The organism is Clostridium sp. 'White wine YQ' (genome assembly GCF_028728205.1).
Taxonomy (GTDB): Bacteria; Bacillota; Clostridia; order Clostridiales; family Clostridiaceae; genus Clostridium_T.
Genome location: NZ_JAQYUU010000001.1, coordinates 752,580 through 778,957, shown reverse-complemented (window position 1 = coordinate 778,957; position 26,378 = coordinate 752,580). Strand labels below are relative to the sequence as shown.

Annotated in this window: 25 protein-coding genes and 1 riboswitch; of the genes, 9 read left to right on the top strand and 16 right to left on the bottom strand. The window is 31.1% G+C overall.

Features of this window, described 5'->3' with window-relative positions:
- Positions 1 to 22 precede the first annotated feature (22 nt).
- The 7 genes from PTZ02_RS03780 to PTZ02_RS03750 all read right to left on the bottom strand — a co-directional run bounded on the left by PTZ02_RS03780 (position 23) and on the right by PTZ02_RS03750 (position 5,389).
- Positions 23 to 859 (bottom strand): transporter substrate-binding domain-containing protein, encoded by an 837-nt coding sequence (locus PTZ02_RS03780; RefSeq protein WP_274226481.1) that lies wholly within the window; start codon positions 857 to 859, stop codon positions 23 to 25.
- A gap of 148 nt (positions 860 to 1,007) precedes the next feature.
- A riboswitch (Lysine riboswitch) is annotated at positions 1,008 to 1,189 on the bottom strand.
- A gap of 156 nt (positions 1,190 to 1,345) precedes the next feature.
- Entirely contained in the window at positions 1,346 to 1,774 is a 429-nt protein-coding gene (locus PTZ02_RS03775) for a hypothetical protein (protein ID WP_274226480.1), read from the bottom strand.
- A complete protein-coding gene (locus tag PTZ02_RS03770; protein ID WP_274226479.1) occupies positions 1,771 to 1,974 on the bottom strand; it encodes a helix-turn-helix transcriptional regulator in 204 nt (67 codons plus the stop codon). Before PTZ02_RS03770 ends, PTZ02_RS03775 begins: the two co-directional genes overlap by 4 nt.
- Positions 1,975 to 2,084: 110 nt before the next feature.
- Entirely contained in the window at positions 2,085 to 2,633 is a 549-nt protein-coding gene (locus PTZ02_RS03765) for a bifunctional transcriptional activator/DNA repair enzyme AdaA (RefSeq protein WP_274226478.1), read from the bottom strand.
- Between the two features lie 12 nt (positions 2,634 to 2,645).
- Positions 2,646 to 3,329 carry a DNA alkylation repair protein gene (locus PTZ02_RS03760; protein ID WP_274226477.1) on the bottom strand — a complete coding sequence of 228 codons (684 nt, stop codon included), beginning with the start codon at positions 3,327 to 3,329 and terminating at the stop codon, positions 2,646 to 2,648.
- Positions 3,330 to 3,355: 26 nt separating this feature from the next.
- Positions 3,356 to 3,820 carry a methylated-DNA--[protein]-cysteine S-methyltransferase gene (locus tag PTZ02_RS03755; RefSeq protein ID WP_274226476.1) on the bottom strand — a complete coding sequence of 155 codons (465 nt, stop codon included), beginning with the start codon at positions 3,818 to 3,820 and terminating at the stop codon, positions 3,356 to 3,358.
- A gap of 138 nt (positions 3,821 to 3,958) precedes the next feature.
- Entirely contained in the window at positions 3,959 to 5,389 is a 1,431-nt protein-coding gene (locus PTZ02_RS03750; RefSeq protein ID WP_274226475.1) for an MFS transporter, read from the bottom strand.
- 178 nt (positions 5,390 to 5,567) lie between these two features.
- On the opposite strand from PTZ02_RS03750, the gene PTZ02_RS03745 reads away from it, so the two are divergent.
- Positions 5,568 to 6,476 (top strand): LysR family transcriptional regulator, encoded by a 909-nt coding sequence (locus PTZ02_RS03745; RefSeq protein ID WP_274226474.1) that lies wholly within the window; start codon positions 5,568 to 5,570, stop codon positions 6,474 to 6,476.
- A gap of 54 nt (positions 6,477 to 6,530) precedes the next feature.
- Positions 6,531 to 6,980, top strand: a complete 450-nt coding sequence (locus tag PTZ02_RS03740; protein WP_274226473.1) for a staygreen family protein — start codon at positions 6,531 to 6,533, stop codon at positions 6,978 to 6,980.
- Between the two features lie 118 nt (positions 6,981 to 7,098).
- On the opposite strand, the gene PTZ02_RS03735 is transcribed toward PTZ02_RS03740, so the two are convergent.
- Together PTZ02_RS03735 and PTZ02_RS03730 are read right to left on the bottom strand one after the other, a co-directional pair.
- Positions 7,099 to 7,656: a cysteine hydrolase family protein gene (locus PTZ02_RS03735; RefSeq protein WP_274226472.1), complete on the bottom strand. Its 558-nt coding sequence runs from the start codon at positions 7,654 to 7,656 to the stop codon at positions 7,099 to 7,101.
- A 10-nt stretch (positions 7,657 to 7,666) separates the two neighbouring features.
- A complete protein-coding gene (locus tag PTZ02_RS03730; RefSeq protein WP_443112609.1) occupies positions 7,667 to 7,816 on the bottom strand; it encodes a hypothetical protein in 150 nt (49 codons plus the stop codon).
- A gap of 172 nt (positions 7,817 to 7,988) precedes the next feature.
- Between PTZ02_RS03730 and PTZ02_RS03725 the strand changes: the two genes are divergently transcribed.
- The 6 genes from PTZ02_RS03725 (at position 7,989) to PTZ02_RS03700 (ending at position 13,197) form a co-directional block, all read left to right on the top strand.
- Complete coding sequence (locus tag PTZ02_RS03725) at positions 7,989 to 8,174, top strand: hypothetical protein (RefSeq protein WP_274226471.1); 186 nt, start codon at positions 7,989 to 7,991, stop codon at positions 8,172 to 8,174.
- Between the two features lie 131 nt (positions 8,175 to 8,305).
- Positions 8,306 to 9,070, top strand: coding sequence for a glucose-1-phosphate cytidylyltransferase (locus PTZ02_RS03720; RefSeq protein WP_274226470.1), 765 nt, complete (start codon positions 8,306 to 8,308; stop codon positions 9,068 to 9,070).
- A gap of 5 nt (positions 9,071 to 9,075) precedes the next feature.
- Positions 9,076 to 10,050 (top strand): GDP-mannose 4,6-dehydratase, encoded by a 975-nt coding sequence (locus PTZ02_RS03715; RefSeq protein WP_274226469.1) that lies wholly within the window; start codon positions 9,076 to 9,078, stop codon positions 10,048 to 10,050.
- Between the two features lie 136 nt (positions 10,051 to 10,186).
- Positions 10,187 to 11,020 carry a putative nucleotide-diphospho-sugar transferase gene (locus tag PTZ02_RS03710; protein WP_274226468.1) on the top strand — a complete coding sequence of 278 codons (834 nt, stop codon included), beginning with the start codon at positions 10,187 to 10,189 and terminating at the stop codon, positions 11,018 to 11,020.
- A gap of 18 nt (positions 11,021 to 11,038) precedes the next feature.
- Positions 11,039 to 12,223, top strand: coding sequence for a glycosyltransferase family 2 protein (locus PTZ02_RS03705; protein WP_274226467.1), 1,185 nt, complete (start codon positions 11,039 to 11,041; stop codon positions 12,221 to 12,223).
- Positions 12,224 to 12,261: 38 nt separating this feature from the next.
- Positions 12,262 to 13,197: a putative nucleotide-diphospho-sugar transferase gene (locus PTZ02_RS03700; RefSeq protein ID WP_274226466.1), complete on the top strand. Its 936-nt coding sequence runs from the start codon at positions 12,262 to 12,264 to the stop codon at positions 13,195 to 13,197.
- Positions 13,198 to 13,330: 133 nt separating this feature from the next.
- Here the strand turns inward: PTZ02_RS03700 and PTZ02_RS03695 are convergent, their stop codons facing one another.
- Entirely contained in the window at positions 13,331 to 13,693 is a 363-nt protein-coding gene (locus PTZ02_RS03695; protein WP_274226465.1) for a YmaF family protein, read from the bottom strand.
- Between the two features lie 169 nt (positions 13,694 to 13,862).
- Between PTZ02_RS03695 and PTZ02_RS03690 the strand changes: the two genes are divergently transcribed.
- Positions 13,863 to 14,432, top strand: a complete 570-nt coding sequence (locus tag PTZ02_RS03690; RefSeq protein WP_274226464.1) for a hypothetical protein — start codon at positions 13,863 to 13,865, stop codon at positions 14,430 to 14,432.
- A gap of 78 nt (positions 14,433 to 14,510) precedes the next feature.
- Here the strand turns inward: PTZ02_RS03690 and PTZ02_RS03685 are convergent, their stop codons facing one another.
- From PTZ02_RS03685 to PTZ02_RS03660, 6 genes are all read right to left on the bottom strand, one after another.
- Entirely contained in the window at positions 14,511 to 17,315 is a 2,805-nt protein-coding gene (locus PTZ02_RS03685; RefSeq protein WP_274226463.1) for a M4 family metallopeptidase, read from the bottom strand.
- 185 nt (positions 17,316 to 17,500) lie between these two features.
- Positions 17,501 to 19,015, bottom strand: coding sequence for an ABC transporter permease/substrate-binding protein (locus PTZ02_RS03680; RefSeq protein WP_274226462.1), 1,515 nt, complete (start codon positions 19,013 to 19,015; stop codon positions 17,501 to 17,503).
- Entirely contained in the window at positions 19,015 to 19,992 is a 978-nt protein-coding gene (locus PTZ02_RS03675) for an ABC transporter ATP-binding protein (RefSeq protein ID WP_337992981.1), read from the bottom strand. The genes PTZ02_RS03680 and PTZ02_RS03675 overlap by 1 nt, the downstream gene beginning before the upstream one ends.
- 247 nt (positions 19,993 to 20,239) lie before the next feature.
- Positions 20,240 to 20,833: an MBL fold metallo-hydrolase gene (locus tag PTZ02_RS03670; RefSeq protein WP_274226461.1), complete on the bottom strand. Its 594-nt coding sequence runs from the start codon at positions 20,831 to 20,833 to the stop codon at positions 20,240 to 20,242.
- Between the two features lie 105 nt (positions 20,834 to 20,938).
- Positions 20,939 to 21,628: a YjbE family putative metal transport protein gene (locus PTZ02_RS03665; protein WP_274226460.1), complete on the bottom strand. Its 690-nt coding sequence runs from the start codon at positions 21,626 to 21,628 to the stop codon at positions 20,939 to 20,941.
- A 135-nt stretch (positions 21,629 to 21,763) separates the two neighbouring features.
- Positions 21,764 to 26,341 carry a discoidin domain-containing protein gene (locus PTZ02_RS03660; RefSeq protein WP_274226459.1) on the bottom strand — a complete coding sequence of 1,526 codons (4,578 nt, stop codon included), beginning with the start codon at positions 26,339 to 26,341 and terminating at the stop codon, positions 21,764 to 21,766.
- Positions 26,342 to 26,378: the final 37 nt, after the last annotated feature.

Sequence of the window (26,378 nt, the reverse complement as noted above, 5' to 3'; positions counted from 1 at the left end):
TGCACTCGGTTTATAATAATTATTACTTTGCTGCAGGCTGATTTTTTATTGCAGTATCCATAATTTTTGTACGCTCATCTTCTGAGATACCTGATAAAACTTCATTTATCTTTGTAGTTAAATCACTTCCCTTAACTACCCCTACTGCAATTGCTGTATCATCATCCGATGTTTTAAATCCAGTTTTAAATTCTACCATCTTAAAATTGTTATTTGCTGTTTCAGCACTAACACCTTCAGGACGTTCAGATACATAACCATCAATCATTCCTGATTCAAGTGCAACTCTCATAGCTGGAAAGTTATCCATAGCTGGCTGTTTACTAACTCCTTGTATTTGATCGATTACAGTGTAATGAAATGTATTTAACTGTGCAGTAATTTTAGCACCTTTAAAATCTTGAATTGAGGTTGCACCATCATACTTTCCACCATTCTTTACAACCATAACCAAATTTGATTTATAATAATTATCTGAAAAATCAATTGTTTGCTTACGTTCTGCTGTTGGAGACATTCCTGCAATAATAGCATCAATTTTACCTGAAGTTAATGCTGGTACAAGACCATCCCATTCTGTTTTTACTATAACTAACTTTTTACCTAGCCCTTGAGCAATCTTTTTTGCTATTTCTATATCATAACCCCCAGCATATTCTGCACTGCCATCGATTTGAACTCCTCCGTTTGAATCATCCATTTGAGTCCAGTTAAATGGTGCATAGCCAGCTTCAAGTCCAACCTTAAATGTTTCTTCTTTGGAACTTGTTTCTTTTGTTTTGCTTGTCCCACACCCAGTAATACCTAATGCAGCTATACACAGTACTGCTGTCAATAGTACAGATAGTTTTTTCTTCATATATTCCCTTCCCCTTTCACTTCTTTTAATTTATCTTTATCTTTTAAATAGCTTCACTGCTACCTTTGTTTCTAATTAAGAATAAAAAAAGATCTGAGATGAACTCAGATCGCAATAAGCGTATTTGCCCTTAATCCCTCCCTTTCCCAAATGAGATAGCACAACTCAATAAACTGGGATGTTTATTGAGACAGTCCTGCAGCTCTTAACTGCAGACCCAGCAAATAATACTGAGAATATTATAAGCTTCGGCGATATTTCCTTCTTTTTAGTATCATGGCTTCTCAAACTTCTCTAAAAACTGTTAAGTATCGCGCCTCTACCTCACCTACATAAGTGAGGTTATATTAAATTATAGAATAAGTTTACCTTATGGATTCTTCTAAGTCAACCCATGTTTGTATATTTTTTACATTAATGTGTTTTGCCTAGAATTTAAAAGGTGGAGTTTTTACTCCACCAAGAATTTTATAATACAAACACAAATTACATTCTTTTTGAATAGTAATTTGAGAAACCTATAAATAATACTACTTCTACTAAAAGTAATGAGATAACTAGAAATATGATTAATTTATCTACATTCATAAACCCTAACGCTAAAACAAGTATGCAGATAATATAATTCATTATCTTGCTTGCCATATAACCTGATTTTTCTTTTATTATAATATTTCTCTCATCATTAACCTCAATATCCTTAAATTTTTTAACTTTTTCATCTTCTAATCGAGATGTTGTAAAATTTCCAATTAAATTTCCTATTCCTAGTACAAAAAATGCTGACCCAAATCCAAGACACATCCCTGAAATACTTTTCACATTTTCATCTGTTAGTATAAATTTGCCTAAAAGTAACATTGAAATGCCTAAAATCAATAATACTAAATCCAAAAGATTTCTTTTATTTTTCATTTCTCTTCCTCCTCATATATAAAAATATCTTCGATTTTCATTTCAAAATATCTTGCTATTTTAAAGGCTAGTACTATAGATGGATTATATCGTCCATTTTCTAATGAACCTATTGTTTGCCTTGAAACTTCTAATGCTTCTGCAAGTTCTTCTTGCTTAATTCCTCGTTCTTTTCTTATTTCTTCTAATCGATTTTCCAAAGATATACCTCCTCTGATGGAAAGTGTACTTTCCATATATATAATAGCATTATTTTTCCAGAATGTAAAGCTTACTTTCCATTAATTATCAAAAAAAATAAGTAGATTATTTATAATCTACTTCTATACTCACTTGGAGTCATTCCTATTTGTTTTTTAAAAAATCCATAAAAGTTTGAATTGCTTTCAAATCCACATAAAAATGCAATATTAATTACGGTATCGTCTGTATTCTCAAGTAATGCTAGTGCTTTCTCGATTCTAAGTGCATTTATATATTTTACTGGTGTAATACCAAATTTATCAGAAAAAACTTTAATCATATGATTCTGACTTACTCCTAAATCTTTTAATTTCTCTTCCAATTCTATATTACTTGAATAATATGAATCAAATAATTTTTTAATCCTAAATGCAAGTTCCTCAGTTGGATTAAAATTCAAAAGATCTGGCCTACATCTTTTACATGGACGAAAGTTCTTATTAATTGCCTCTTCAAAAGTATTAAAAAACATTACATTATCTCTTAATGGTTCCTTTGATTTACAAGAAGGCTTACAAACAATCCCTGTAGTTTTTACTCCATAATAAAATACTCCATCATAATTTTCATCATTATTAATTACTGCATTCCATTTTTCCTCTTCTTTTAATGACATTTACTCCTCCTATTATTTTCGTTTCATGTTTCTTATAATATCTTTTGTTTCCTTACTGACTTTTAAGGACTCTCTAATTTTTTGCAATGCCTTATTATATGTAAAATCATCAAGAGTATTGTTATTTAGATATTTCATTGTTTTTACTGGAAACTTAACATAACACATTGAAACTGCCCAAGCTACCCCCATTTTTGCATAATACCCTTCATGTTTTATGTTATCTAATAACATAAGCACTTTATCTATATATTCTTCACTAATATAAAAGTCTATTAACATTACAATTCCAAATCTAACTTCAAACTCTTCTTTAGATTTTAAATAATACTCTATAAATGAGAAAACTTTATCCAGATTAAACTTAGTAAATTTCAATCCTACACAGAAGCTATCACAAACGGACCAATTATCAATTTTAGGTATAAAGTTTGATATATAATTTAATATTTCATTCACATCATCTTTTACATAGCCTAAAACCATTCCTTGAAGCATGACTTCCTCAAAATAGTCATCTTTAGCTGAATTAATATAAGACTTCCAATCACCCTTTGCTAGCTGTCTTGCTATTTTTCTTAAATATGGTAACCTAACACCAATTATGTTATCTACGTTTGGACATAATCCACTCTGAAATTTTTTATATTCTTCATCTGCTAAGCTAAAAAATGTTTCTCTAATTTCCTTGTTCACATTAATCACCTATATGTAATATTATTTTATTCAGTTCTCTTGCTTTCTATTTCCAGTAATTTTTCTTTGATGCCTAAGCCACCAGCATAACCTACTAATTTGCCATTTGCTCCTATAACACGATGACAAGGAATAATTATAGGAATTGGATTTTTATTATTAGCCATTCCCACTGCACGAGAAGCCTTAATATTTCCAATCTTCTCTGCAATATTTTTATAACTGCATGTTTCACCATAAGGTATTTCTTTAAGTGCATTCCAAACCTTTTGCTGAAATTCCGTACCTTTTGGCTCAAGAGGAACACTAAAAATCTCTCTGCCTCCATCGAAATATTCTTGTAATTCTTTTGCAGCTTGTTTAAGTAATGGTGTTTCAATTACATTAATCTCTTTAGGAATTTCACCTTCAAAATTAACATGAGTAATAGCTCTTCCATTCTCTATAATTGATATCTTACCGATTTTAGTTTCATAATAATAGGCGTTCATTTAAATACCTCCAAGTATACATATCTAACATATATTAAGTTTACTATATACAAGTCTTTATGTCTTTCGAAATATCACTATGTAATTTAATTAATAAAAAATACCGCAGAAAGTAAACCTTTTGCGGTAAGAAAGCTTCTATGCTATTTTTTTCATTTTACTTTTCAAACTGCTAGCTGCTAATATTAGTGTAATCATGAAAAATATTGAAAAGAATTTAAAGCTTAAGCCTATAGAGTGAATAAGATTACCAGCTTCTTGTGCTCTATTGAAATTATCTATTCCTACGAGTACTCTAGAAACCAATTCAGAAGGTATACTTAATTCTATAGTTAATATTACCAAAGTTTGACTTAATGCACGTCCTAAATTATAAATAGTATAAAACATTCCTGAAGCTGAACCTGATTGCTTTTTAGGTACTGATGATAGTACTGCCTTAGCTACTGACGGCCAGGCAATACCATTTGCAATTGAAATTATAATTAGTGGTATTACTACAGCTGAAACATTTAAAACATTCCCAAGATTACCAAGCAATAAGAAGCCGATTGTTAAAATAAAGCTTCCAGTAATAATCATTTTTTCTGTTCCAAAGTTATCAGCTAATTTCCCTCCCAAAGGACCCATTATAAGCTGTGGTGCAGATAAAGGAATTATAAGGAAACTTGATTCAACTGGGCTTAGGTGTAACGCTCCCTGTAAGTATACTGTTAGAAGCAATGTTATAGAAAAATATGCTATGCAGTAACTTATGGTTATTCCTAATCCAATAGTGTAATTCTTATATGAAAACAAGCTAAAATCAAATAGTGGATTTTCTACTTTGAGCTCATTTACTATAAAGATAATTCCTAATACTATAATGAAAATAAATGATACAATAGTTTTTGAAGACGTCCATCCCCAAGCTTCACCTTCTGAAAGAACGACCATTATAAGAGTTAAACAAATGCCAAAACTTATAATTCCCTTGAAATCAACTTTAAATTTTCCATTAACATTAGTACCCTCAAGAACTATAAAAGCTCCGATTACTCCTATAATAGCAAAGGGAACTGTAATAAAGAAAATTGTTCTCCATCCATATTCACTTATTAATGCTCCTCCTATAACTGGCCCTACAAGTGCTCCTATGACCCATGATGTAGAATTAATTCCTAACGCTAATCCAAGCTGCTTATCTGGAAATGTTTTAATAATTATAGGAGTTGCAGTTGCTAACGCTAATGCTGCTCCCACTCCTTGAATAATTCTATAAAAAATTAAGCTTATCCCAGAATAAGCAATACCGCATAATACTGTGCCTATAGTAAATATTATAAATCCCCATATAAATATTTTTTTATTTCCAACAATATCTGCCAATTTTCCAGCTGGCAATAAAAGTACTGTACTTGCAATAATATATGAAGTTATTGTTAGCAAACCCATTGCTACATTCATATCAAGACCTTGCATTATTTTTGGTAGACCAATTATTGTAATTGTAGAATCAACATTAGTAATAAATGAAACTAATGTGACTACTAATAAAACGCTCCATTTGTATCCTTTTCTATTTTTCATAATTTTTCCCCTTTTAGTTTTAGAATTATATTTTAAGATAAAATCGTAAAGCCTAGTTCACCTCTTTTCTTTATATTTTTCAATCTAAAACTAGTTTACATGAAAGCATATATCAAGTAAAATGATTGTTAATGATAATATAATTCACTTTTTATGATATACGAAAGGTGTGAAACTTATGGAAAGTAATGAACTTAGAATATTTAAAACAGTTGCGCTTGAAGGGAGTATTACAAAAGCTGCTCAGATTTTAGGATATGTACAATCAAATATAACTGCAAGAATTCAACAATTAGAATCCGAACTCAAAACTCCACTATTTTATAGACAACGTGGCATGGTTTTAACTCCAGCTGGTGAAAAACTCTTAGTTTATGCCGAACAAATCCTTCATTTAATTGAGGATGCTGAAAAGGCATTAGATGATTCCATTAATCCATCTGGCTCTTTAGCTATTGGTGCTAATCATACGTTGTCCTCACTGCATCTTCCCGCAATTTTATCAAAATATCATAAAACTTACCCCAAGGTTGATTTATCTCTTATAACTGGTAATACTAATGAACTTATTTATAAGGTTCAACACTTTCAAATAGACGGGGCTTTTGTTAAGTCATCCGCAATACCTGATGAAAATATCATTAAAGAACTTGCATATGAAGAAAACTTAGTTCTTATCTCTAGCTCAAAATATAATGATATACAAGAGGTATGTTATAAGCCATTTATAATGAACACTGTTGGATGCCCGAATAGATTCCAACTAGAAGAATGGCTAAGAAGCAAAGGAATTTTTAACATTCGGTACATGGAATTTAATAATCTAGATTCAATTATTGAAGGTGTAGTGGAAGATCTAGGTGCATCTTTTGTACCAGAGTCCTCCATTGAAGAATATGAGAAGCTTGGATTAATTAAATCATTTAAGATACCGCAAGAATATAGTCTAGCAAAAACATTTTTTATTAGACATAGGGATTCTCTTAAAACAAATGCACTTCAAAAATTTATAGAAATAATTGAATCCAAAACATCATTTCATTCAATTATTAATTCAAACTATAATTCATTAAAAACTTTAACATAGTAACATTAATATAAATACACTATCTATATATTGAGTTATTAAGGAAGTAAGCTTATGAGTAGTTTAGATACTGAAAAACTTTCAGTTGAGTTTGGATCAGGAACTACACCTACAGCCCCTATTATACCAAGACGTTATACTCTCACTCACTCAGATATAACAGCAGAACTTTTTTTAACTATATGTAGCGATTATGCTTATAGTGAATTTACACATATGAGAGATGAGGTTTTAGGTGAATGGCTTGATGCTGATGAAATATATTTATTTCATGTCTCATTAATGTTAGACGGAGAATTTGGAACTAGTACAAGAAATATTGTATTTAGACGAGAATTACCCCTTGCTTTAAAAGCAATTAGATATGGTGATAGAAAATTATTTATGCTAAATCCCATATTAGACATTTGTCCAATAATAGTAAATTTTAATTCAGCTGACCCTTACTATAATTCTATCGAGAATTGGGGAACTTTTTCTGAATATGATATCACAAAATCTTAATAAACTAAAAAGTGCCAGCATGTCTATAACAGACGTACTGGCATTTTTTCAAAGGTCGCTATGCAATTTTCTTCTTATTCCTGATAATGTTTTATAAAAATCTGTTAATAAAAGTGGATTAATCACAGCTCCCCCCCCTATTATTAACCTTAACTTGTAATGATTCAATTACATCTAATGCTTTATCATGTAGTTCCTCATTGAAGCTAGCACATAGACTTGCATCAACTGAAATATTGGCATTAGTATATTGTGATTGAAATATTACAACATTGCTTATTACACATATATTTGTAACTACTCCAACCATCTCTATTTCATCTATATCCTCTCCAAGCTCTTTAGCAATTTTAAGCATTACTTTTGGTGATATTCCAAAACTTCCTTTATTATAATGAAGAGTATTTTTTACCTTAACAAATTCCTTAAGCTTTCCAAAAAGTTCATGTCCTTTTGTACCTTCAATGCAATGAATTATAGGTAGGTTTTTTCCTTCTCTAGTTTCTAAATAATTATCATGATGAGTGTCATAAGTAAATAAAACCTTATGCCCTTCATGTAAATATTTTTTCACCTTATTATAGATTCCATCTTCTAAAGTTTCTGCTTTTTTAAATCCTAAGGCTCCATCCACAAAGTCTTTTTGATAATCAATTACTACTAATATTTTTTTCATAATACCCCTCCTAAATCTCAAAAATAGTATTTTCACATTGCGTAACTGCAAGATAAATTTCTTTTGCTCCCGTCTCTTTAAGTTTCTCTGCTGTTAATACTTTTTCATAGGTTATTTGCTTGCCATATCTCTTTGCTGCACCTGCATCTTGGATAACCAAATATACTTCTTCACTATTATTATTTTATTCATTTGTTATGAAAATTACTATATCATTGGAAACACTTGGTCTTTTGTAATTTTCAACATTTTACTTATTTAAATATTCATTATTAGGAAAATGCTTATAATCAATGAATTCTCAAAATATATTTAAACTGGAGGTGGGAAACTTGAAAATCAAAATATTTAGTGGAGATAATTTTCGCAAACTTGAAGATGAGGTGAATAATTTTATAAAAGACAAATATGTACTTAATATTCAGCACTCCTCTGTTGTGACAAAAAGAACATATTTAATAATTACTATTTTATATGATGATACATTTAACTGTAGCTATGTGAAACTGCCTATTTAATATAAAATGATAAAATACGTATCAAATCATCTTATTTCGACATATATTGTACTATATATGCTATTTGATTATTACTATGTTAATTTATTTAATCTTAGTCAGTAAATTTAGATTTAGTTGGAGGAATAAAGATGAAGGTTGTTATTCTATGTGGGGGAAAGAGTACCCGAATGCATGAATTGACAAGAGATATTCCTAAGCCACTTGTGGAAATAGGAGGAAAGCCTATACTTTGGCACATAATGAAATTATATAAACATTATGGCTTTGATGATTTCGTCCTATTATTAGGATATAAAGGAGAAAAAATAAAAGAATATTTTTTAGACTATAGATGGAAAAATCATAATTTTATACTCGATTCTGATCCAAATAATATTCAGATTCTTGAAGAAGCAGAAAAATGGAAGATAACTTTTGTAGATACTGGACTTGATACAATGACTGGTGGAAGGGTAAAACTTGCTCAAAGATATATTGGAAATGAAACTTTTATGTTGACTTATGGCGACGGCCTTTCAGATATAAATTTAAATAATCTTTTAGAATTTCACAAAAATAAAGGTGCCATAGCTACTGTAACTGGAATTTATAAAAAAAGTCAATATGGTACTTTAACTGTAAATGCAGGTATAGCAAAATCTTTTTACGAAAAAAACCAAACAGGTGACTTAATTAATGGTGGTTTTTTTGTTATGAATCCCGAAGTATTTAACTATTTAAGCGATAGTACAAGTTGTATATTGGAACAAGAACCTCTAAAAAACTTAGTAAAGGATCAGGAACTTGCTGTATATATTCATCAAGGATTTTGGACTGCAATGGACACTGCTAAAGATATTTCAGCTGTAAATGAAATGTGGAATCAAGGAAATCACTTATGGAAGGTATGGTGAGAAACATGAAATCATTCTGGAAAGGAAGAAATGTTTTTATCACTGGTTGTACTGGTCTATTAGGAAGCTATATATCAAAAAAATTAGTAGATTTAGGTGCAAATGTAACTGGACTAGTAAGAGATATGGTTCCTAAATCAAATCTCTACAGTGGTAATTATATTCAGAAAATAAATATAGTTAATGGTTCTCTTGAAGACTATGCGCTAATTGAGAGAACATTAGGTGAATATGAAATAGATACAGTATTTCACTTAGCTGCTCAGGCTATTGTTGGTGTTGCTAATAAAAATCCCTTATCAACCTTTAATTCAAATATTTTAGGAACTTGTAATATATTGGAAGGTTCAAGGCGAAGTCCTCTAGTAAAAAGGGTTATAATTGCCTCAAGTGACAAAGCCTACGGAGATCAGCTAACTCTTCCCTACGATGAAAATATGCCACTTCAAGGTACACATCCTTACGATGTTTCTAAAAGTTGTGCTGACTTAATAGCTCAGTCTTACTTTCACACTTATAATCTTCCAGTAGCTATTACAAGATGTGGTAACTTATATGGTGGAGGGGATTTAAATTTCAATAGAATTATTCCCCAAACTATTCAAAGCATTTTAAACAATGAAGCTCCAGTTATACGTAGTGATGGAACATTTATTAGAGACTATTTTTATGTAGAAGATGCAGCTGAGGCTTATTTACTTTTAGCTGAAAACTTAGAAGAATTAAATTTAGCTGGTGAAGCTTTTAATTTTAGTAACGAAATACAACTTACAGTTTTAGAATTAGTAGATAAAATCCTCAAAGCTATGAATAGTAATTTAAAACCTATAATTTTAAATGAAGGAAGCAACGAAATTAAACACCAATATCTATCTGCAAAAAAAGCAAGAGAAATTCTTAGGTGGAAGCCCAATTATAGCATTGATCAAGGACTTAAAAAAACAATCGATTGGTATAAGGATTTTTTTAGTAATCCTTAATTTTTTATAACTTAAGAGAATGGGGTTGATATATTTGATCAGCTCATTTTGCACGATTTTATCAAAAGAGCGATTATACCAATCTATCGCTCTCTTCCATTCCCTCTATAATGTTATGGAGGATTTTTGTATATTTGTGCTATGTATTGATGATGAAACCTACAGTCTTCTATCCAAAATTAATTTTAATCACGTTATATTAATCACCTTAAATGAATTAAAAGATGATTCCATAATTAAATTAAGAAAAGAACGTAAGTTAAATGAGTTTTGTTGGACATTAAAACCAATCTTTATAGAAAGTTTACTATGTAACTATTATAGTTTAGAACGTATAACCTTTATCGACTCAGACTTATATTTTTTCAGTAATCCCACTATAATATTTGAAAATCAGCCAACCTCCTCAGTCCTACTTTCTTGTTCAGATGTCTACGTACCTTCATTTTCACCCATAATTAATGGTTTAGTAGAAGACCTAACAGGAAAATATAATTCTGGTTTTATAAGCTTTAAAAACGACTTAACTTCTAAGCTATTTCTAAAATCTTGGAAGGTAAAATGTATTGAAAGATGTAGTGATAATATTGATAACAACAGTTTTGGCGACCAAAAATATCTTGATACCTTACCTTACACTTTTGAAAATATTTCAAGTATTTCAACGCCTGGAGTTAATATAGGACATTGGAATTACGCTAGATATAAGTTTCATATTCTAGATGGGATGTGTTTTATAGATAAATCAAAGCTCATATGCTACCACTTTAGTGGTTTTAGAATTGTTAGTAAAACTCAAATTTTTCAATTATATGAGTTTAATCGAATTGATTTCCCTTTTATTTATTCATTCTATAAAAATGTTATTAAGGATATCATTGTTGATATTGAGCAAATAGATCCGTATTTTAATGGTTTCTCTACCGAAGGGAATATGAGTACATGTATCATAAAATTAAATAAACCTTAAGAGAGGAAGTGAATAATTATGAAGGCCAGTATAATAATTACTTCATTTAATTCAAGTGAAAGATTATACTACAACCTCCTAGCACTAAACTATCAAAATTATCCTCATGATGATTTTGAAGTAATTGTTGTAGACAATGGTTCATCTGATGATACTGAAATAATGCTCTCAAACCTTGTTTCTAATTTTCCTCTCAAAAAAATACGACTCGAAGATAATAGAGGTATTGCAAGAGGTAGGAATAGAGGAATTGAGGAAGCTTCCGGAGATATATTAATATTCCACGACAGTGATATGATTGCTCCAATAGATTTTGTAAAAAAACATGTTGACGCACACGATAGAGAAAAGATTGTAGTATGTGGTTTACCTTGGCTCAGAATTTATAGTTACTTTTATAAAGATTTCAGTGCATATCAACTTATGGATTTCTTTAAACGCATAGATAAATATAACTTACCTCCAAATTTTTGGGAAACTGACAAATGTAAACTAATTAATGAATCACAAATTATTGATGGGACGTTTTTAAATTTAGCTTATGATTTAGATATGGATTTTATAACAAACTTAAAAGAAACAATTTCAATATATGGACAAGATCTTAATGGATACAATCTTGCCTGGAGATTTTTCATAACAAATAACGCCTCTGTTGATAGAAAACAAGTTCTAGCCTTAGGTCTATTTGATGAAAATATAGTAAAGTATGGATTTGAGGATTATGACCTTGGCATTAGACTGTATAAAGCGGGAAATAAATTCAAACTTGCTTATGATATTTTAAGTGTTCATCAAGAACACCTAAAAAATGCTTCACCTGATTCTGCTATAGTAAATATTAACTATATGTGCTCAAAATATAATAATATTTATTTTCTAGATATGTTATTAATATGCTTAAGCCTTGCTGTTCCAATTGATTATTCTGAAATCAATAGTGTTATGTCTGAAATTAATCAGTTGCATGCTTTGGGACATTATCACGAATTATTAAGCACCTTTTTGAAGGTACTTCAAGTAGCCATAGATATAAGTATTAGACAGAACATGAATTCTAAACTCCTTCTTCAACCTGAAATTGAAAAAAACTTCGAAAAAACTAAAGAACAACTAATTAAATTACAAAATATACACGGAATGACTCATTTCCCTTATATGTTCCTAGGCTTAACTAAAAGCATTTTTAATCTGACCATTTAAATTATCTAAAATAAAACTTAGTAGTAGGGAGTGATATTATGCCTAAGTTTCATTTTACTTCAGTACTTTCTAAATATCATTTATTTAAAATGATAGCACTATATAGTTCATTGAAAACACATTGTACTGATTTTGAACTTTTTATTCTATGTATGGATTCAGAAACTTTTGATGTGTTATCTAAAGCTCACTTTGAAAATATTACTTTATTTAAAATAGAACAATTTGAAGATGATAAATTATTAGCAGCCAAGGCCAATAGAAATTTTCATGAGTACTGCTGGACAGGTAAATCCTTGTTATTACATCATGTATTAACAAGTTACCCCAACGCAGACTACTATGCTCACCTAGATGCAGATCTTTATTTTTATGCTGACCCAATGCTAATTTTTAATGAAAATCCCTCTGCATCAATTTTCTTAACTGATCACAGAAATTCAAAAAGTTTTGAATTTACCTATCCTCTTACAGGACAATTTAATACTGGTTTTGTAGGTTGCAGAAATGATAACATTGGATTAAATGCTATAAATTTTTGGAAAGAACAATGTCTTGAAAAGTGTTCAGCAACAATAGACTTGGTTAATAAAACTTTTGGAGATCAAAGGTACACAGAGTCTTGGCCACAAATTTTTCCAAACCTACATGTAGTTAAATCTCATGGTGTTAATGCTGCTATTTGGAATATTCAAGATTATACAACAACTTCACAAAACGGAAAGGTTTATCTAAATAATGATCAATTAATATTCTTTCATTTTTCTGGATTAACTACAATTAGTCCAAAAGAATTTAATTTATGCTGGTATTATCATATTGATAATCCTACAATATTAAACTTAATTTATTTGCCTTATGTTTATGTATTAGCTGAAGCCATAAAGCAAGTGACTCAAAATTTCCCTTGGTTTAACTTTGGCTTTATTAATGGTGAAGGAGTTCCAAATACACATCGTTTTATATTAAATTAAGTCTTTAAAATATTAATTGTATACACTTACAAAATTTATGAATAATTTAATATTGGGAATGCATTTTTTCACCAACCACCAAAGTAAATAGCCATAAGTCTTTATTGTTTAGACTTATGGCTTAAATATTATGCTAAATTAAAGGACTATTAATTTGTGTGGTAAAAAGATAATCATGAGTATGACCATCATTACAAGTTGTTCTTCCAAATATAACATGAATATGCTTATTAGTATTTGGAATTGGGATATCTGGACCAGTGGTTCCCCCTATCTCATGATGATGATCAAAAAAATCTGTGTTAGTAGAGTATGGATGAACATGTCTTCCTCCGCCAATCGGTATAACTTCACCTGTCACACCTGCAACTCTATGATTGTGTCTCTCATTTCCTTGTTCAGCTAATTTAGTACTTTCTTCAAATTCGTGTACATGAGTTTGAACTGTATCTGGACATTCATTATGACAATCATGCCTCTCATTATCATATCCCATTATATTTTCTCCTTTGTAAAAATATATTAGAAACGCTTAAACAAGTCTCTAATATATTATATTTATGTAAATACAAATAGTTCGTATTATTTTTTAATAATCTTTATAATTCACTATATTAATATGAAATCATATTAATATAATAAATTAATTTACATGAAGTGATTAAATGAAGAAGAATCTTGAATCATATAATCCTAATCCATACTCTAGTGGTGAGGTTCCTCCATGTAGCGCTTTCTTAGGAAACGCTGAGCCTATTATAAAGAATGGTCATGTTATTTTTCGTAACTTTAATAGATTATTTTGTTTTATAAGTACCGCAAGTGATGATCCCTCTGAAAAAATTAATAAGGTTAATACAAATATTCAAATAAGTATAACCACATATATTATTGGGTTATATATAAATAAAGTTCAATTGGGTATTATTAAATACAATAAAAGCTCTAAAATTCATTCAGATGAAACTGCTAATGAATTTATACACAAAATGATAGATAAATCACCTGAAGTTAAAGTTGATTATAAGCCATCTTTAAAAGCGGTAGTTTCTAATCAAAATGCCATATTGCCTCTTTTCACAAATATTATTGATATCAATCCATTAAATTACTATATTCTATTTATCCTAAATAGAATGGAAGCTAATCCTGGTTTATATTTTGCAAATAATGATTTTGGTACAGAAGATTCTATCAATTTTATGCTTGCGTCTCTTTATTTTGAAACTTTATAACATTTATTTAGATGGCAAGTTATAAAAGAAAGTCCTCTAAGATTATATTTAATCTCTGAGGACTTTCTTATAACAATTCTATCGTCTTCTATAAACTAGATTTGACAAATCACTATATACTATTGTTGTGCCTACTTTTCTATAAGCTCTAACCCTGTAAGAATAAGTTTTTCCTATTGTCAATCCTGAATCAATATAATTTAAATAAGCTGTGCTAGCTATTAATGAATATGGATAACCATATGTCGCCCTATATACCATATACCCACTTGCTCCACTTACTCCGCTCCATGCAACTTTAAAACTTCTGTAATTTACAGATGTTAATGATAGATTTATTGGTGTTGATAGAATTGGCTTTGCACTTACAACAGTTGAAAAATCACTGTATACTTTTGCTGTTCCTACAAGTTTATAAGCTCTAACTTTATAGTAATATGTACTATTTGTTAAGAGCCCAGTATTATTATAACTTAAAGCAGTTGTTGAGGTTAAATATGAATATGTTCCTATACTTGATGAAGATCTATATACCTCATATCCACTTGCGTCATTTACTGCTCCCCAACCAATATTTATGGTATCATAGGAAATGGACTTTGTGCTTAACGATAAAGGTGCATTTAATGTTGTTATAGTTATTGTACAAGTTGCTTTATAATTACCATCAGCAGTTGTAGCTGTAATAATTGCAGTTCCATAGCCCACAGGAGAGACTTTACCAAAGGTATCAACTTTAGCTACTAATGAATTACTAGATGTCCATAATACATTTTTATTTGTCGCATCAATAGGGCTAATAGTTGGAGTTAGCGTAAGAGTCTCCCCGGCTTTTAAACTTCCATTAGTTTTATCTAGAGTTATTCCAGTAACTGCTCTTGTTACTATTAAGGAATACTCTTGTGCTATACTATATCCTGAATATGAGTATACATGGATATAGTAAGTTCCAGTACTAGTTGCATTGTAATTTATTACTTCATTTGCATTGCCCGATCCAGTTGAATATCCTACTAATGATCCATTTGCATCATATAATTCTAAATCATAATCTTGTGGCAAGTTAGTCATGCTTATACGAATATTTCCTATAGTATTTACATTCAATTTATAATAATCTTCATCACTACTTGTTGAAATATATGAATTATATGTAGTACCCATATTTATTGGATAAGCAGAAGCTATTGAATTGTTTGGTTCATATGGGTCTTCTACAGATACAGTTCCAATACCAACTGCACTAAAAGCACTATTAATTGCACTTATCTCACCACTATTTGCTCCATACAAATCTGTAGCTGATTGAACCAAAGAATTTTTCTCCTGCGCAAAATCTGTGTCTGCATTCATATAATTTGTTATAGCCCTATAATAAATCCTTGCGGTTTTCTCCATTCCTATACTTTGAGCTACCAGATATGCAGCTTTATTAGGAATACCTGAATTTGTATGAACTCCGCCCCAATCCCCAGCTTCTGTATCTGAATAATTTTTGTAATTGCTCATATTATCAGGTTGGCCATACTTAGTTGGATTTGATAAGCTTCTTAACGCATCTCCTGGAATATTAGGAGTATAAATATCATCTCCAACAACCCAATCAGCCGAATTAAATGCCCATGTTCCACCTGCCGCAACATTGTATTTATCATAGGTTGAAATTAGCACTCCAAATGTGTCAGCTAATGATTCATTTAGTGCTCCTGATTGATTATGATAGGATAGATTTGCAGTATTACTTATAACTCCATGAGTCATTTCATGTCCAACTACATCCAAATCTCCACTTAAGTATGTAAATGTTGTTCCATCACCATCTCCATAAACCATTTCATAACCATCCCAAAAGGCATTGTTGTATTGAGTTCCATAGTGGGTATATGACTCAATTGCCATTCCTTTATTATCTAAACTATTTCTATTAAATAAATTTTTATAAAAATCAATAACTTTACCTGCATTATACTCCGCACTAACTGAAGCTTTATAGGTTTCTGCTCCAAAATAATTAGTTGTATTAGAGACCAAAGTTCCAGTGGTTGTACCATTATTTAATGAATAAGTACTTATCTCACTAGTTGATGGCTTCGTTATATCTTTCATTTGATATGAAGTTCCTGATTGATATAAATTTAAACTTTTAGTTTTTCCTTGAACATCAATCCCTGATCCAGTAACTGGTCCATCATATCTAATATTGTTATCTGATTGTATAACTTGTCCTGAATTTGCTTCAATATATACATCATAATTTCCTATAGTAGGTTCCTTAAAAGAAACATTCACTTTATAAACTTCATAATTTTTATCATCCTTAGTAATTATTAATTTTTCAGTGCTAGGCGTATTTCTAAGGCTCTTAAATTTATATTGCTTTTTAGCTACCTCAACAGCATCTCCTTCTGAAACTTTCTTACTTCCAAGAGTTGTTATTGTCTTGTTTTTTTGCAGCTTTCCATTAATACTGGAAATAACACCATCCTTATCAAAGTGAACATTAATCATGCTGTTGTTAACTTTAATACCATTAATTACTTGAGAGAATTTTACATATGTATCTCCATTTTTATCTTTATTAATTCCAGCAATTTTTAATTCGTTTGAAGTACTATCAATTCCAAGCAAAGCTTTATTGTCCTCCAAAAACTTTAATGCTGATTTTTCTCCCGGAACTTGTTTATCAGAAAGCTTTCCAGAAAGAAATACTTGTCCATTCTTTCTATTCAAACTAATACTTCCTTCTTTTCCGTTTGCTAATTTGAAACTAGTCTGGGTTTTTCCTAAATTAGTTGTTGTAGTTACTTCTTTAGCCGATATATAAATCGGAACAGAACAAATTACCGTTATACTTAATAAAAAAGAGAGTATTTTCTTTTTCATAATTAGCACCTCATCTTTTGTAAAATTATAATTCTATGTAATATATCGTGTAAATTTCGTTCTTTCTTCATATGATATTAGGCTTATCTACATGGATTCCCCATAGTAATTTCTACCATAAACTCAGTAAGTAGTACATAAAAAATCTTCTAAGATGAAACTTTCACCCTAGAAGATTTTTATGATTATCTTAACAATCCTTCATTTTTAAGGTATTCTCTTGCAACATCCTCTGCTGCTCTTCCTTTTACATTTACTTCATAATTCATTTCCCGCATCTCATCATCTGTTATTTTTCCAGCCAATTTGTTTAAAGGCTCTTTTAATTCTGGATATTTTTCAAGTGTCTTATCTAGCATAAGTGGAGCCCCTTGATAAGGAGGAAAAAACTGTTTATCATCTTCAAGTACCTTTAGATTATATTCAGCAAGCTCACTATCTGTAGAATATGCATCTATCAAATTAATATCTCCAGATTTAATTGCAGTATATCTTAATTTAGGTTCCATTGTCTTTATGCTTTCAATATTTAGGTTATATAATTTTTTGATTCCTTTGTATCCATCATCTCTATCAGTGAATTCTAGTGTAAAGCCTGCTTTAAGCTTATTTTCTATATTATTTAAATCCGAAACTTTATTTAGGTTATATTCCTTTGAGAGTTCTGGAGACACTGCTATCGCATAGGTATTGTTATACTTCATGGGTTTTAATAATGTCATCTTAAATTTGTCTTCCATACCTATACGTGCTTGTTCGTATACTTCATCAGGATTATGACTTTTTGCATTTTCCTTTATAAAAGTTTCAAGAGCTGTCCCAGTAAATTCTGGATAAATATCTATATCCCCTGATTCAAGAGCATTAAATAGGAAACTAGTTTTACCCATCCCGGGCTTTAAATTTACATGTATATTAGTTTCATCTTCAATCATTAACTTATACATATTGATTAATATCTCTGGTTCAGATCCAAGCTTTCCTGCAATGGTAATTTCTTTCCCTTTTGAACCTATAAGTGGATAAACAACCATTGAAACAGTAACTACAAAGCCTAGAACTAACGCTAACATAGACTTTTTTAATGAGGATTTTTCTAAAAATCTTAATAATACGTCAAATATAATAGCAAGTAACGCTGCAGGAATTGCGCCAATTAATATTAAACTATTATTATTTCTATCAATTCCTAAAAGAATTAAGTCTCCAAGACCACCTGCTCCAATTAATGCTGCAAGAGTTGCTGTCCCAATAATAAGCACCATGGATGTTCTAATTCCTGCCATTATTACCGGCATTGCAAGTGGAAGTTCAACTTTATATAATTGTTTTCTTCTATCCATTCCCATTGCTTCTGCTGCCTCTATAAGTACAGGGTCAATTTCTTTAATACCAGTATAAGTGTTTCTTAAAATTGGTAATATAGCATATATAACTAATGCTATAACTGCTGGAACTTGTCCAATTCCTACAAGAGGAATTAATATTCCTAGTAGTGCAAGTGACGGAATTGTTTGGAATATTGCAGTGATTTGTATAACAGGCTCTGCTATTCTTTTATGACTTGTTAAAATTATACCTAGTGGAACTGCAATTATAACAGCAATAAATATTGAGATAAGTGAAATCTGCATGTGCTGAAGTAATGCATTTAAGAGTTCTTCATGTCTCTCATTTAGGGTTGCTATTAGTGTATTCATTAAACTTCACCACCCTTATCAAGTTTTGATGATATAAACTCAATTAGATGATCTCTTGTTACCATACCTATGGTTTCTCCTAAATGCTCTACCAAAACAGATTTATCTTCACCGAATATCTTTAATAAGTGTTCAATTGATACTGTAGAATCAACTCTTAACATATTATCTTTTTGTATGCTTGGATTAAATAACTGTGCTTCAAATAGATCCCTTACTTTGTAATTTGAATTTAATAAGGATGTTTTATATACATTCCCTGATTCAAAGAAGTTTCTCACAAAATCATTCTTGGGATGTTCAATTATCTCATTTGGAGTATCACATTGAATAATTTCTCCATTATTCATTACACAAATTCTATCACCTAAAGCTAATGCCTCTTGCATATCATGCGTTACAAATACAATGGTCTTCTTTATTTTCTTTTGAAGCTTTGCTATGTCTTGTTGTAACTTTTGACGGCTTATAGGGTCTAATGCACTAAAAGGTTCATCCATTAAAATTATACTTGGATCAGCTGCCAGTGCACGAACTACCCCTACTCTTTGCTGTTCTCCACCTGAAAGCTCAGAAGGTTTACGATATCGATACTTTTCTGGTTCTAGAGAAACACTCTCTAAAAGTTCAGTAACTCTATCATGTATCTTTTTCTTATCCCATTTTTTTAATTCTGGAACTGTTGCAATATTTTCTTCAATAGTCATATGTGGAAATAATCCAATCTGTTGAAGTACATAACCTATATTCCATCTAAGTTCATGAATATTGTATTCACTGATTTTTTTATCATTTATATAGATTGTCCCATTGCTTAATTCAACTAATCTATTAATCATCTTAAGTGTTGTTGTCTTTCCACATCCACTTGGTCCTATTAGCACAAAAAATTCACCTTCATTAATGGTTAAATTCAAGGAATTAACGGCTTTATTTCCATTTGGATAACGCTTTGAAACATTATCAAATTTAATCATGTAATTTTCTCCTTACACTTTAATATCTAATTCTAATTAATTAATACTAATACATAATAATTTCTATTAGTTAATATTTAATCACACTATTAATATTATTGCAAATCTTTTACATATTATATATAGAAAAACTTGACTACTGTATGTCATATTTTATATAAATATTCTTCCCTAATAAAAAATAGTATCTTGTGCCACATGTTTTATGGACAAAATACTATTTAAAATAACCTAATATTCCTTAATTTTAAAGTTCTATTTCTTCACCTGGTTTTATAATTAATGCACCAGAAGGTTTATATTTTTCAGCAACATTAATATCGAATAACTCGCCTGGCTTCATATGAATTGGTATGTTATGTTTCGCACCTATTATCTCAGCGCACTTTTGAGCTTCAATAACATCCATATTATAATAACCGTCCATTGGAAGTAATGTATATTCGATTTCTTCTTTTGATAGATTAGTTGACATATACTCTGTTTCAGATGTATCTCCTGCAGCATATATTTTTATTCCATCAACCTTTATTACATAACCAACACATTCATTTATATTGTGATTTTTGTTATATGCAGGTACAGCCTGAACATACACATTATCTATCTGCTCACTTTTATATTGTCCATTTACTAGCATATTTTCAGCTCTTCTTATTTCACAAGAATCTTTAGGAGTAACTAAATCAATTCTATTATGATCTCCATGTTCATGTGTCACTAAGATCATGTCTGCTGGTATATCGTATCCTTCACCTGCAAATGGGTCTACGTAAATAATCTTACCATCATTAGCTTCTATACGAAAACTCCCATGTCCTTGATATAACAATTTTGTCATTATTATCACCATCCAATTAAAAAGTATAATTACCTATTGTCTAACACTATTATTTTATACCAAGAAATCTTTACTACATATATATTTTTTGTTAAATATATTTTTCTAAGCTTCCTTACTCATAAAAATCACTGTAGTAATTGCAACTACCCCTATAACCATCAGTATTAATAATGGATTAATTATACTTAAAATATGCAATACAAAACTATCTTTTAAAATCATTTTAATAGCTGTATATATTAGTAACGCTGCACAAACATAAATAATTATTGGGTATTTACTCATTAATTTTGAAACTATTTCACTTCCTAAAAAAATAATCGGAACGCAGATAAGTATAGCAAGCACTACTAATATCATCTGCTGACCAGTTATTTCTCCCACATCGTTTATGATAACTGATGTTATTGCTAATACATTATCAAGGCTCATACTTATATCAGATATTATTATTGATATAAGAGCCTTAGAAAACCCATAAGAACTTTCCTTTGTAACAATAGTCTTTTCGTCATTTGTTTTCATCATATTTACTGTAATATAAATTAGTATAATTCCACCTATCAGATGTACATGTAGCCATTTAAACTTAAAAATATATCCGATTACACTTATAAAAAATATTCTTAGTAATAGAGCCATGCATACGCCTATCATATTTGCTAATTTTGCTTTCTTTGGAGGAAGATTTTTTACTGATAGTGAAATCACTGCTACATTATCACCTGAGAGTACTAAATTTATCAAAACTATTTCTACAATTTGAGAAATAAGCTGTGATGATATGCTCATATTAACCTCTTTAATAAATTAATTACTTTATTAGTATATTTCAAATATTTCTACTTAATATTAATTAAGTTCAAATCAAGTAATTTTTTTTAAAGAAAAAAAGAAAAGGCTTAACACCTTTTCTTTTTATTTTCATTATCTACCATACACCTGGAAATCCCATAGAGAATATCCATAACCAGTAGTTCTAGCCGTTCCATACATTCTAACATATCTTCCTGTTCTAGGAGTGGTAAAAGTTAGAGTCTCTGTCCCCCCAGTTCCACCAGTCTTTGTATAGGCATCTACCCAATTTGTATTATCTGTTGATACTTGTATTTTATAATCTTTTCCTGCTGCTGTTTCCCATACAAGCTTTGCACCAGAAATGGTATAATTTGCACCTAGATCAACTGCTATCCACTGTGGATCACTATAGTTGGATTCCCACCTTGTGTTAGCACTATCATTATCAACAGCTAAAGCTGGTGTATTTCCTCCTAGGTATGAAGATGCAGTCGCTGTTTTATTTAAAGCAAGATTAGTATCAGCACTTGTAGTCTGAGTTCCATAAACCTCAAACCCCCATAAGGAGTATCCATAACCTGTAGTTCTTGAGGTTCCATACATTCTTACATATCTTCCTGCTTTAGGAGTGGTAAAAGTTAGAGTCTCTGTCCCCCCAGTTCCACCTGTCTTTGTATAGGCATCTACCCAATTTGTATTATCTGTTGATACTTGTATTTTATAGTCTTTTGCAGCTGCTGTTTCCCATACAAACTTAGCTCCTGTAACATTATAACTTGAACCTAAATCTACAGTTATCCATTGCGGATCACTATAGTTAGATTCCCATCTTGTATTCGCACTATCACCATCAAATGCTAAGCTTGGTGTATTTCCACCAATATATGAGGATGCAGTTGCTGTTTTATTAAGTGCAATGTTTTCTGTAGGTTTAACTTCCCCTGTTCCAATACCAAACCAATTCAAGTTAAATCCACCAGTTGCAAAGTATAATGTCAATCTTTGAACCCCTGCCTTTAAGTGTACTGTTGATGAAACTGTGGTCCAAGTACCATTGTTATTAGGTACATCTGTAGATGAAAGTACTGTACTTCCGCTTAGACTTGATTTTAATTGAATTTTTCCAGTTGTTGTTCCTCCATTATTCACTCTATAGGAAACTGAATAATCTCCTTCCTTAGCTACATCCACATCATAAAGAGCTGAATCTCCTGCATCAATATATGCTAAGCATGCCCCTCCTTCAGATGCAACATCACTGGTACAGCTAAAGTTTGTATAATAATTTTCTGCCTCTACAGTTCCTGGCAAAGCAATTGGGCTTGGATCAGCTTTTGGTACTGGTGATGTTTTAGTTGGTGTTCCATTATTCACAAAAGGATCTACTGTAAGTGTAGTTCTTGGAAGTACGTAAGCTGATCCAGTATTTCCAGCTGCATTTCTAAATTGAACAAATTGTGTAGTATTAGTTGGATTCCAAATAACAGCACTATATTTTGTACCTTTCTTAAATACCTGATAACTTGTCCAGTTACTTGACCAAATATCTGTAACTCTATTACCCTTTGCACTCATGTTTTGTACAAACCAATAGGAATTAAATCGTTCATCATCTGGGAGTTTACTATCATCCCATTTATTTATAGCTCCTTGAGGATCTGATAAAGCCTCATAAGGCCATGTTATATGAAACCATCCTTCTGGATCTGCATTTGGTTTTCCTTCTGCTGCAAGTTTTGCTTGATAAGCATCTTCATCTTTTCTATATGCACTGTATATTCTTGCGGCTACTGTAGGATTATATCCTAAATAAGTTAAAACTGGTGAGACAGGTAACCAGTGTATTCCATAAATACAACTTGGATTCCCTGAGAAGTAGGTTCCATAAGTATAAGCAGAACCCCATACCATACCAACTACTCCTGGATCATAGTCACTTGCCCAATTATCCTTATCATAGTTAAACCAATATTGTTCAATTGCATTAACTTCTGAGGTAAATCCCCAAATACCTGCATCCCTAAAAGTATTATTTCCTGTAGCTAATCCCCATAAATATTCTCCAGCCCAAGCAAAAGTTGCTTCAGATGAAGATTCCTGATTATTTCCACTTTGATTATCACCATAGCCGCCTGCCCAGGAATGTCCCTCATAAGGATCAAAATTTCTCATATATGGATATAAGTTATCTGTTCTTGATGGATTTTGGGCATCTCTTAATAATTGTTCAACCATACCACCATAGTTTGTAACAAAGTCCTTATCATAAGCCGCAAGCACACCTGCTGCAAAGGTAAAGTATCCCCATAGGAAATGATGATCCGAAAGGTTTATACCCATTCCATGATCTCCGCCTTGTCCAACTAACGTACCCCAGTCAGAGGAATAATACATATAATATGGATTATCATCTGCTCCACTATAGGTAAACCAATTTGTAAGAATCTTTCTTAGTATACTTATAAATTGATCTCTTGTATCATATTCACCCAACTCTTCAGCTATTAGAATACCCATTGCAAGTGGGTGTAGCTTCTTACCTTGCCAATACGGATCAGCTACCCAATAGTCCTTAGTAACACTTGCTTTAAAAGTGTTTAAATAGGTCAGCATTTGCGCACGACTATATGAACCTGATTCTGTAGGTTCTCCAAAGGAAGGAGTAATTCCATTAAAATTCAAGGAAGTCATAAAGGAATTTCCCTCAAATACCTTCATTAAACCTCTAGCAGAATTATAAGTTATTGGTGCAAATTGTGATGTGGTATATTTCCATTGTGTTGGAAAAAGTGTCATTAATGGATTAGATGAAAAGCCCGTACGTTTTAAATCAATGGTATCTGTATAGGTAGTATTTACTTTTGCTGAAGCCATATCATAGTTATATGACGCTGTTGTATTAGTTACAAATGCATAGGCATGTTGATATACATAATTAAGATCTGCCCTTTTTGTAAGCAATCCAACTGACATATAATTTTGTCCGCTACCTAATTTAATTTTTATCTTACTTCCAACTCTTGTAAATGTGCTTCCTGCAGGGGCAAATATGCCATAATCATGTGTAATTTTTTTGCTTTCAGGCGCTGTATTTGTATTTGTTACTTCGATACCAACATGATCTCCAGTTATAGAATCTCCATCGTTAGCTAAGATTGCATTGTTATTATCATCAAACAATCCAACTATTGATGGACTAGATACTTCAACAGAATTTGGATCACTAAAAGTATTATAAACATAAGGAGATCCTTTAATTAATGTTGACTTCATTTTCGCAGTGCTATCATCACTAAATATAATGTTAGCTGAATAATCTCCATATCCATCTAATCTTGCTTCTGGAGTCTTTACTATATTACTTGAATTAATAAAGAGATCCATATTATTAAATTTAGTATCCATACCTCCATCATTTGGAGCAGTAAATAAATCACTTGCGTAATAAAACCCTAGTCCAGTATCGTAATAATGATACATTAAAGGTAATGCAGGCATACCATCACTCAAGCGTGTATAAATAACTGAAGTCCACCAATCATTTGAAGGAATAGGTGTGTTAATATTACTAGTTACATATTTAGGATATCTAGGCTGTGCCATTGTAACATCATTAACAGAATAGCTTCCTTTACCTACTGTTACTGTATCTGGTGTTGGTAGTGATGGAATTGTATAAGTAGTTTTAGGATCACCTTCTACATATTGCAAAACTTGAAATTCATGAATTGAATATCCTGATCCTCTTCCCATTGCTATCCCTTTCAGCTTTACATACCTTCCAGTTGCATATAAAGGAATCCTTTCAGCTTCTCCAGTTCCATGAAGCTGCCTATATATTGTTGTCCAATTTTGTCCATCATTAGAAATCTGTAAATCATATACCCTACCAAACTCTGCATCCCATGTTATATCTACTTCGCCAATAGTATAGGCTTGTCCTAAATCTACCTGTATCCATTGACTATTGGGATCACCAGTTGTATCTGATAACCAATAGCTAGCTTGATTTCCATCAACGGCTTGTGCCCCTGTTAATGGTGTAACAACATTCCCACTTGAATCTTTAGACCACCAAGGCTGAAGATATGATGAAACTGTAACATTCTTGTTTTTAGCTAAATTTACTGAGGACTTTGGAGGTTGATTTATTCCTCCAGTTCCATAAGCTTCAAATTCGTAAAGCGCTACTCCATAACCAGTAACACATTTTGGTGCATACATCCTTACATAACGTCCTGTTCCAGAGAGGCTTAAATCTTCAACACAATATAAATTGCCGTTAACATCTGGAACTCTAGTGCCCCCAGTTCCATTATCTTGGGTATATATTGTTTTCCATGTTGTTTCATCATTTGACACTTGTATCTGATATTTAGTTGCATAGGTATTTTGACTTTGCCATTTTAAAACCACTCTATCTACGGTAGCTACAGCACCTAAATCTATATCGATCCATTGATTATCTACATTCCAAGCTGCTCCCCATGCTGTGTTTATATCTCCATCTGTTGCTCTAGTTGCCGTATCTCCTCCATTTACACTTGAAGCATAGCATGGTCTATTTAATGACAACAGATACGATGTTACAGCTTTTACTTTCTTAATTCCAAGGGTAAATTCAGTTCCAAGAATAATACATATTACTATAAACATGCTTAATGCTTTTTTATAATTTTTTCGTACTTTCCTTAAGCCTTTAATCATTTTTTTCCCTCCTATCCATCTATTTTTATGCAGAAAA

Excerpts from the sequence above, each read along its gene's own strand:
- PTZ02_RS03780 (WP_274226481.1), bottom strand. The coding sequence starts at position 859 with ATGAAGAAAAAACTATCTGTACTATTGACAGCAGTACTGTGTATAGCT.
- PTZ02_RS03775 (WP_274226480.1), bottom strand. The coding sequence starts at position 1,774 with ATGAAAAATAAAAGAAATCTTTTGGATTTAGTATTATTGATTTTAGGC.
- PTZ02_RS03765 (WP_274226478.1), bottom strand. The coding sequence starts at position 2,633 with ATGTCATTAAAAGAAGAGGAAAAATGGAATGCAGTAATTAATAATGAT.
- PTZ02_RS03755 (WP_274226476.1), bottom strand. The coding sequence starts at position 3,820 with ATGAACGCCTATTATTATGAAACTAAAATCGGTAAGATATCAATTATA.
- PTZ02_RS03750 (WP_274226475.1), bottom strand. The coding sequence starts at position 5,389 with ATGAAAAATAGAAAAGGATACAAATGGAGCGTTTTATTAGTAGTCACA.
- PTZ02_RS03745 (WP_274226474.1), top strand. The coding sequence starts at position 5,568 with ATGGAAAGTAATGAACTTAGAATATTTAAAACAGTTGCGCTTGAAGGG.
- PTZ02_RS03740 (WP_274226473.1), top strand. The coding sequence starts at position 6,531 with ATGAGTAGTTTAGATACTGAAAAACTTTCAGTTGAGTTTGGATCAGGA.
- PTZ02_RS03735 (WP_274226472.1), bottom strand. The coding sequence starts at position 7,656 with ATGAAAAAAATATTAGTAGTAATTGATTATCAAAAAGACTTTGTGGAT.
- PTZ02_RS03720 (WP_274226470.1), top strand. The coding sequence starts at position 8,306 with ATGAAGGTTGTTATTCTATGTGGGGGAAAGAGTACCCGAATGCATGAA.
- PTZ02_RS03715 (WP_274226469.1), top strand. The coding sequence starts at position 9,076 with ATGAAATCATTCTGGAAAGGAAGAAATGTTTTTATCACTGGTTGTACT.
- PTZ02_RS03705 (WP_274226467.1), top strand. The coding sequence starts at position 11,039 with ATGAAGGCCAGTATAATAATTACTTCATTTAATTCAAGTGAAAGATTA.
- PTZ02_RS03700 (WP_274226466.1), top strand. The coding sequence starts at position 12,262 with ATGCCTAAGTTTCATTTTACTTCAGTACTTTCTAAATATCATTTATTT.
- PTZ02_RS03695 (WP_274226465.1), bottom strand. The coding sequence starts at position 13,693 with ATGGGATATGATAATGAGAGGCATGATTGTCATAATGAATGTCCAGAT.
- PTZ02_RS03690 (WP_274226464.1), top strand. The coding sequence starts at position 13,863 with ATGAAGAAGAATCTTGAATCATATAATCCTAATCCATACTCTAGTGGT.
- PTZ02_RS03685 (WP_274226463.1), bottom strand. The coding sequence starts at position 17,315 with ATGAAAAAGAAAATACTCTCTTTTTTATTAAGTATAACGGTAATTTGT.
- PTZ02_RS03680 (WP_274226462.1), bottom strand. The coding sequence starts at position 19,015 with ATGAATACACTAATAGCAACCCTAAATGAGAGACATGAAGAACTCTTA.
- PTZ02_RS03675 (WP_337992981.1), bottom strand. The coding sequence starts at position 19,992 with ATGATTAAATTTGATAATGTTTCAAAGCGTTATCCAAATGGAAATAAA.
- PTZ02_RS03670 (WP_274226461.1), bottom strand. The coding sequence starts at position 20,833 with ATGACAAAATTGTTATATCAAGGACATGGGAGTTTTCGTATAGAAGCT.
- PTZ02_RS03665 (WP_274226460.1), bottom strand. The coding sequence starts at position 21,628 with ATGAGCATATCATCACAGCTTATTTCTCAAATTGTAGAAATAGTTTTG.
- PTZ02_RS03660 (WP_274226459.1), bottom strand. The coding sequence starts at position 26,341 with ATGATTAAAGGCTTAAGGAAAGTACGAAAAAATTATAAAAAAGCATTA.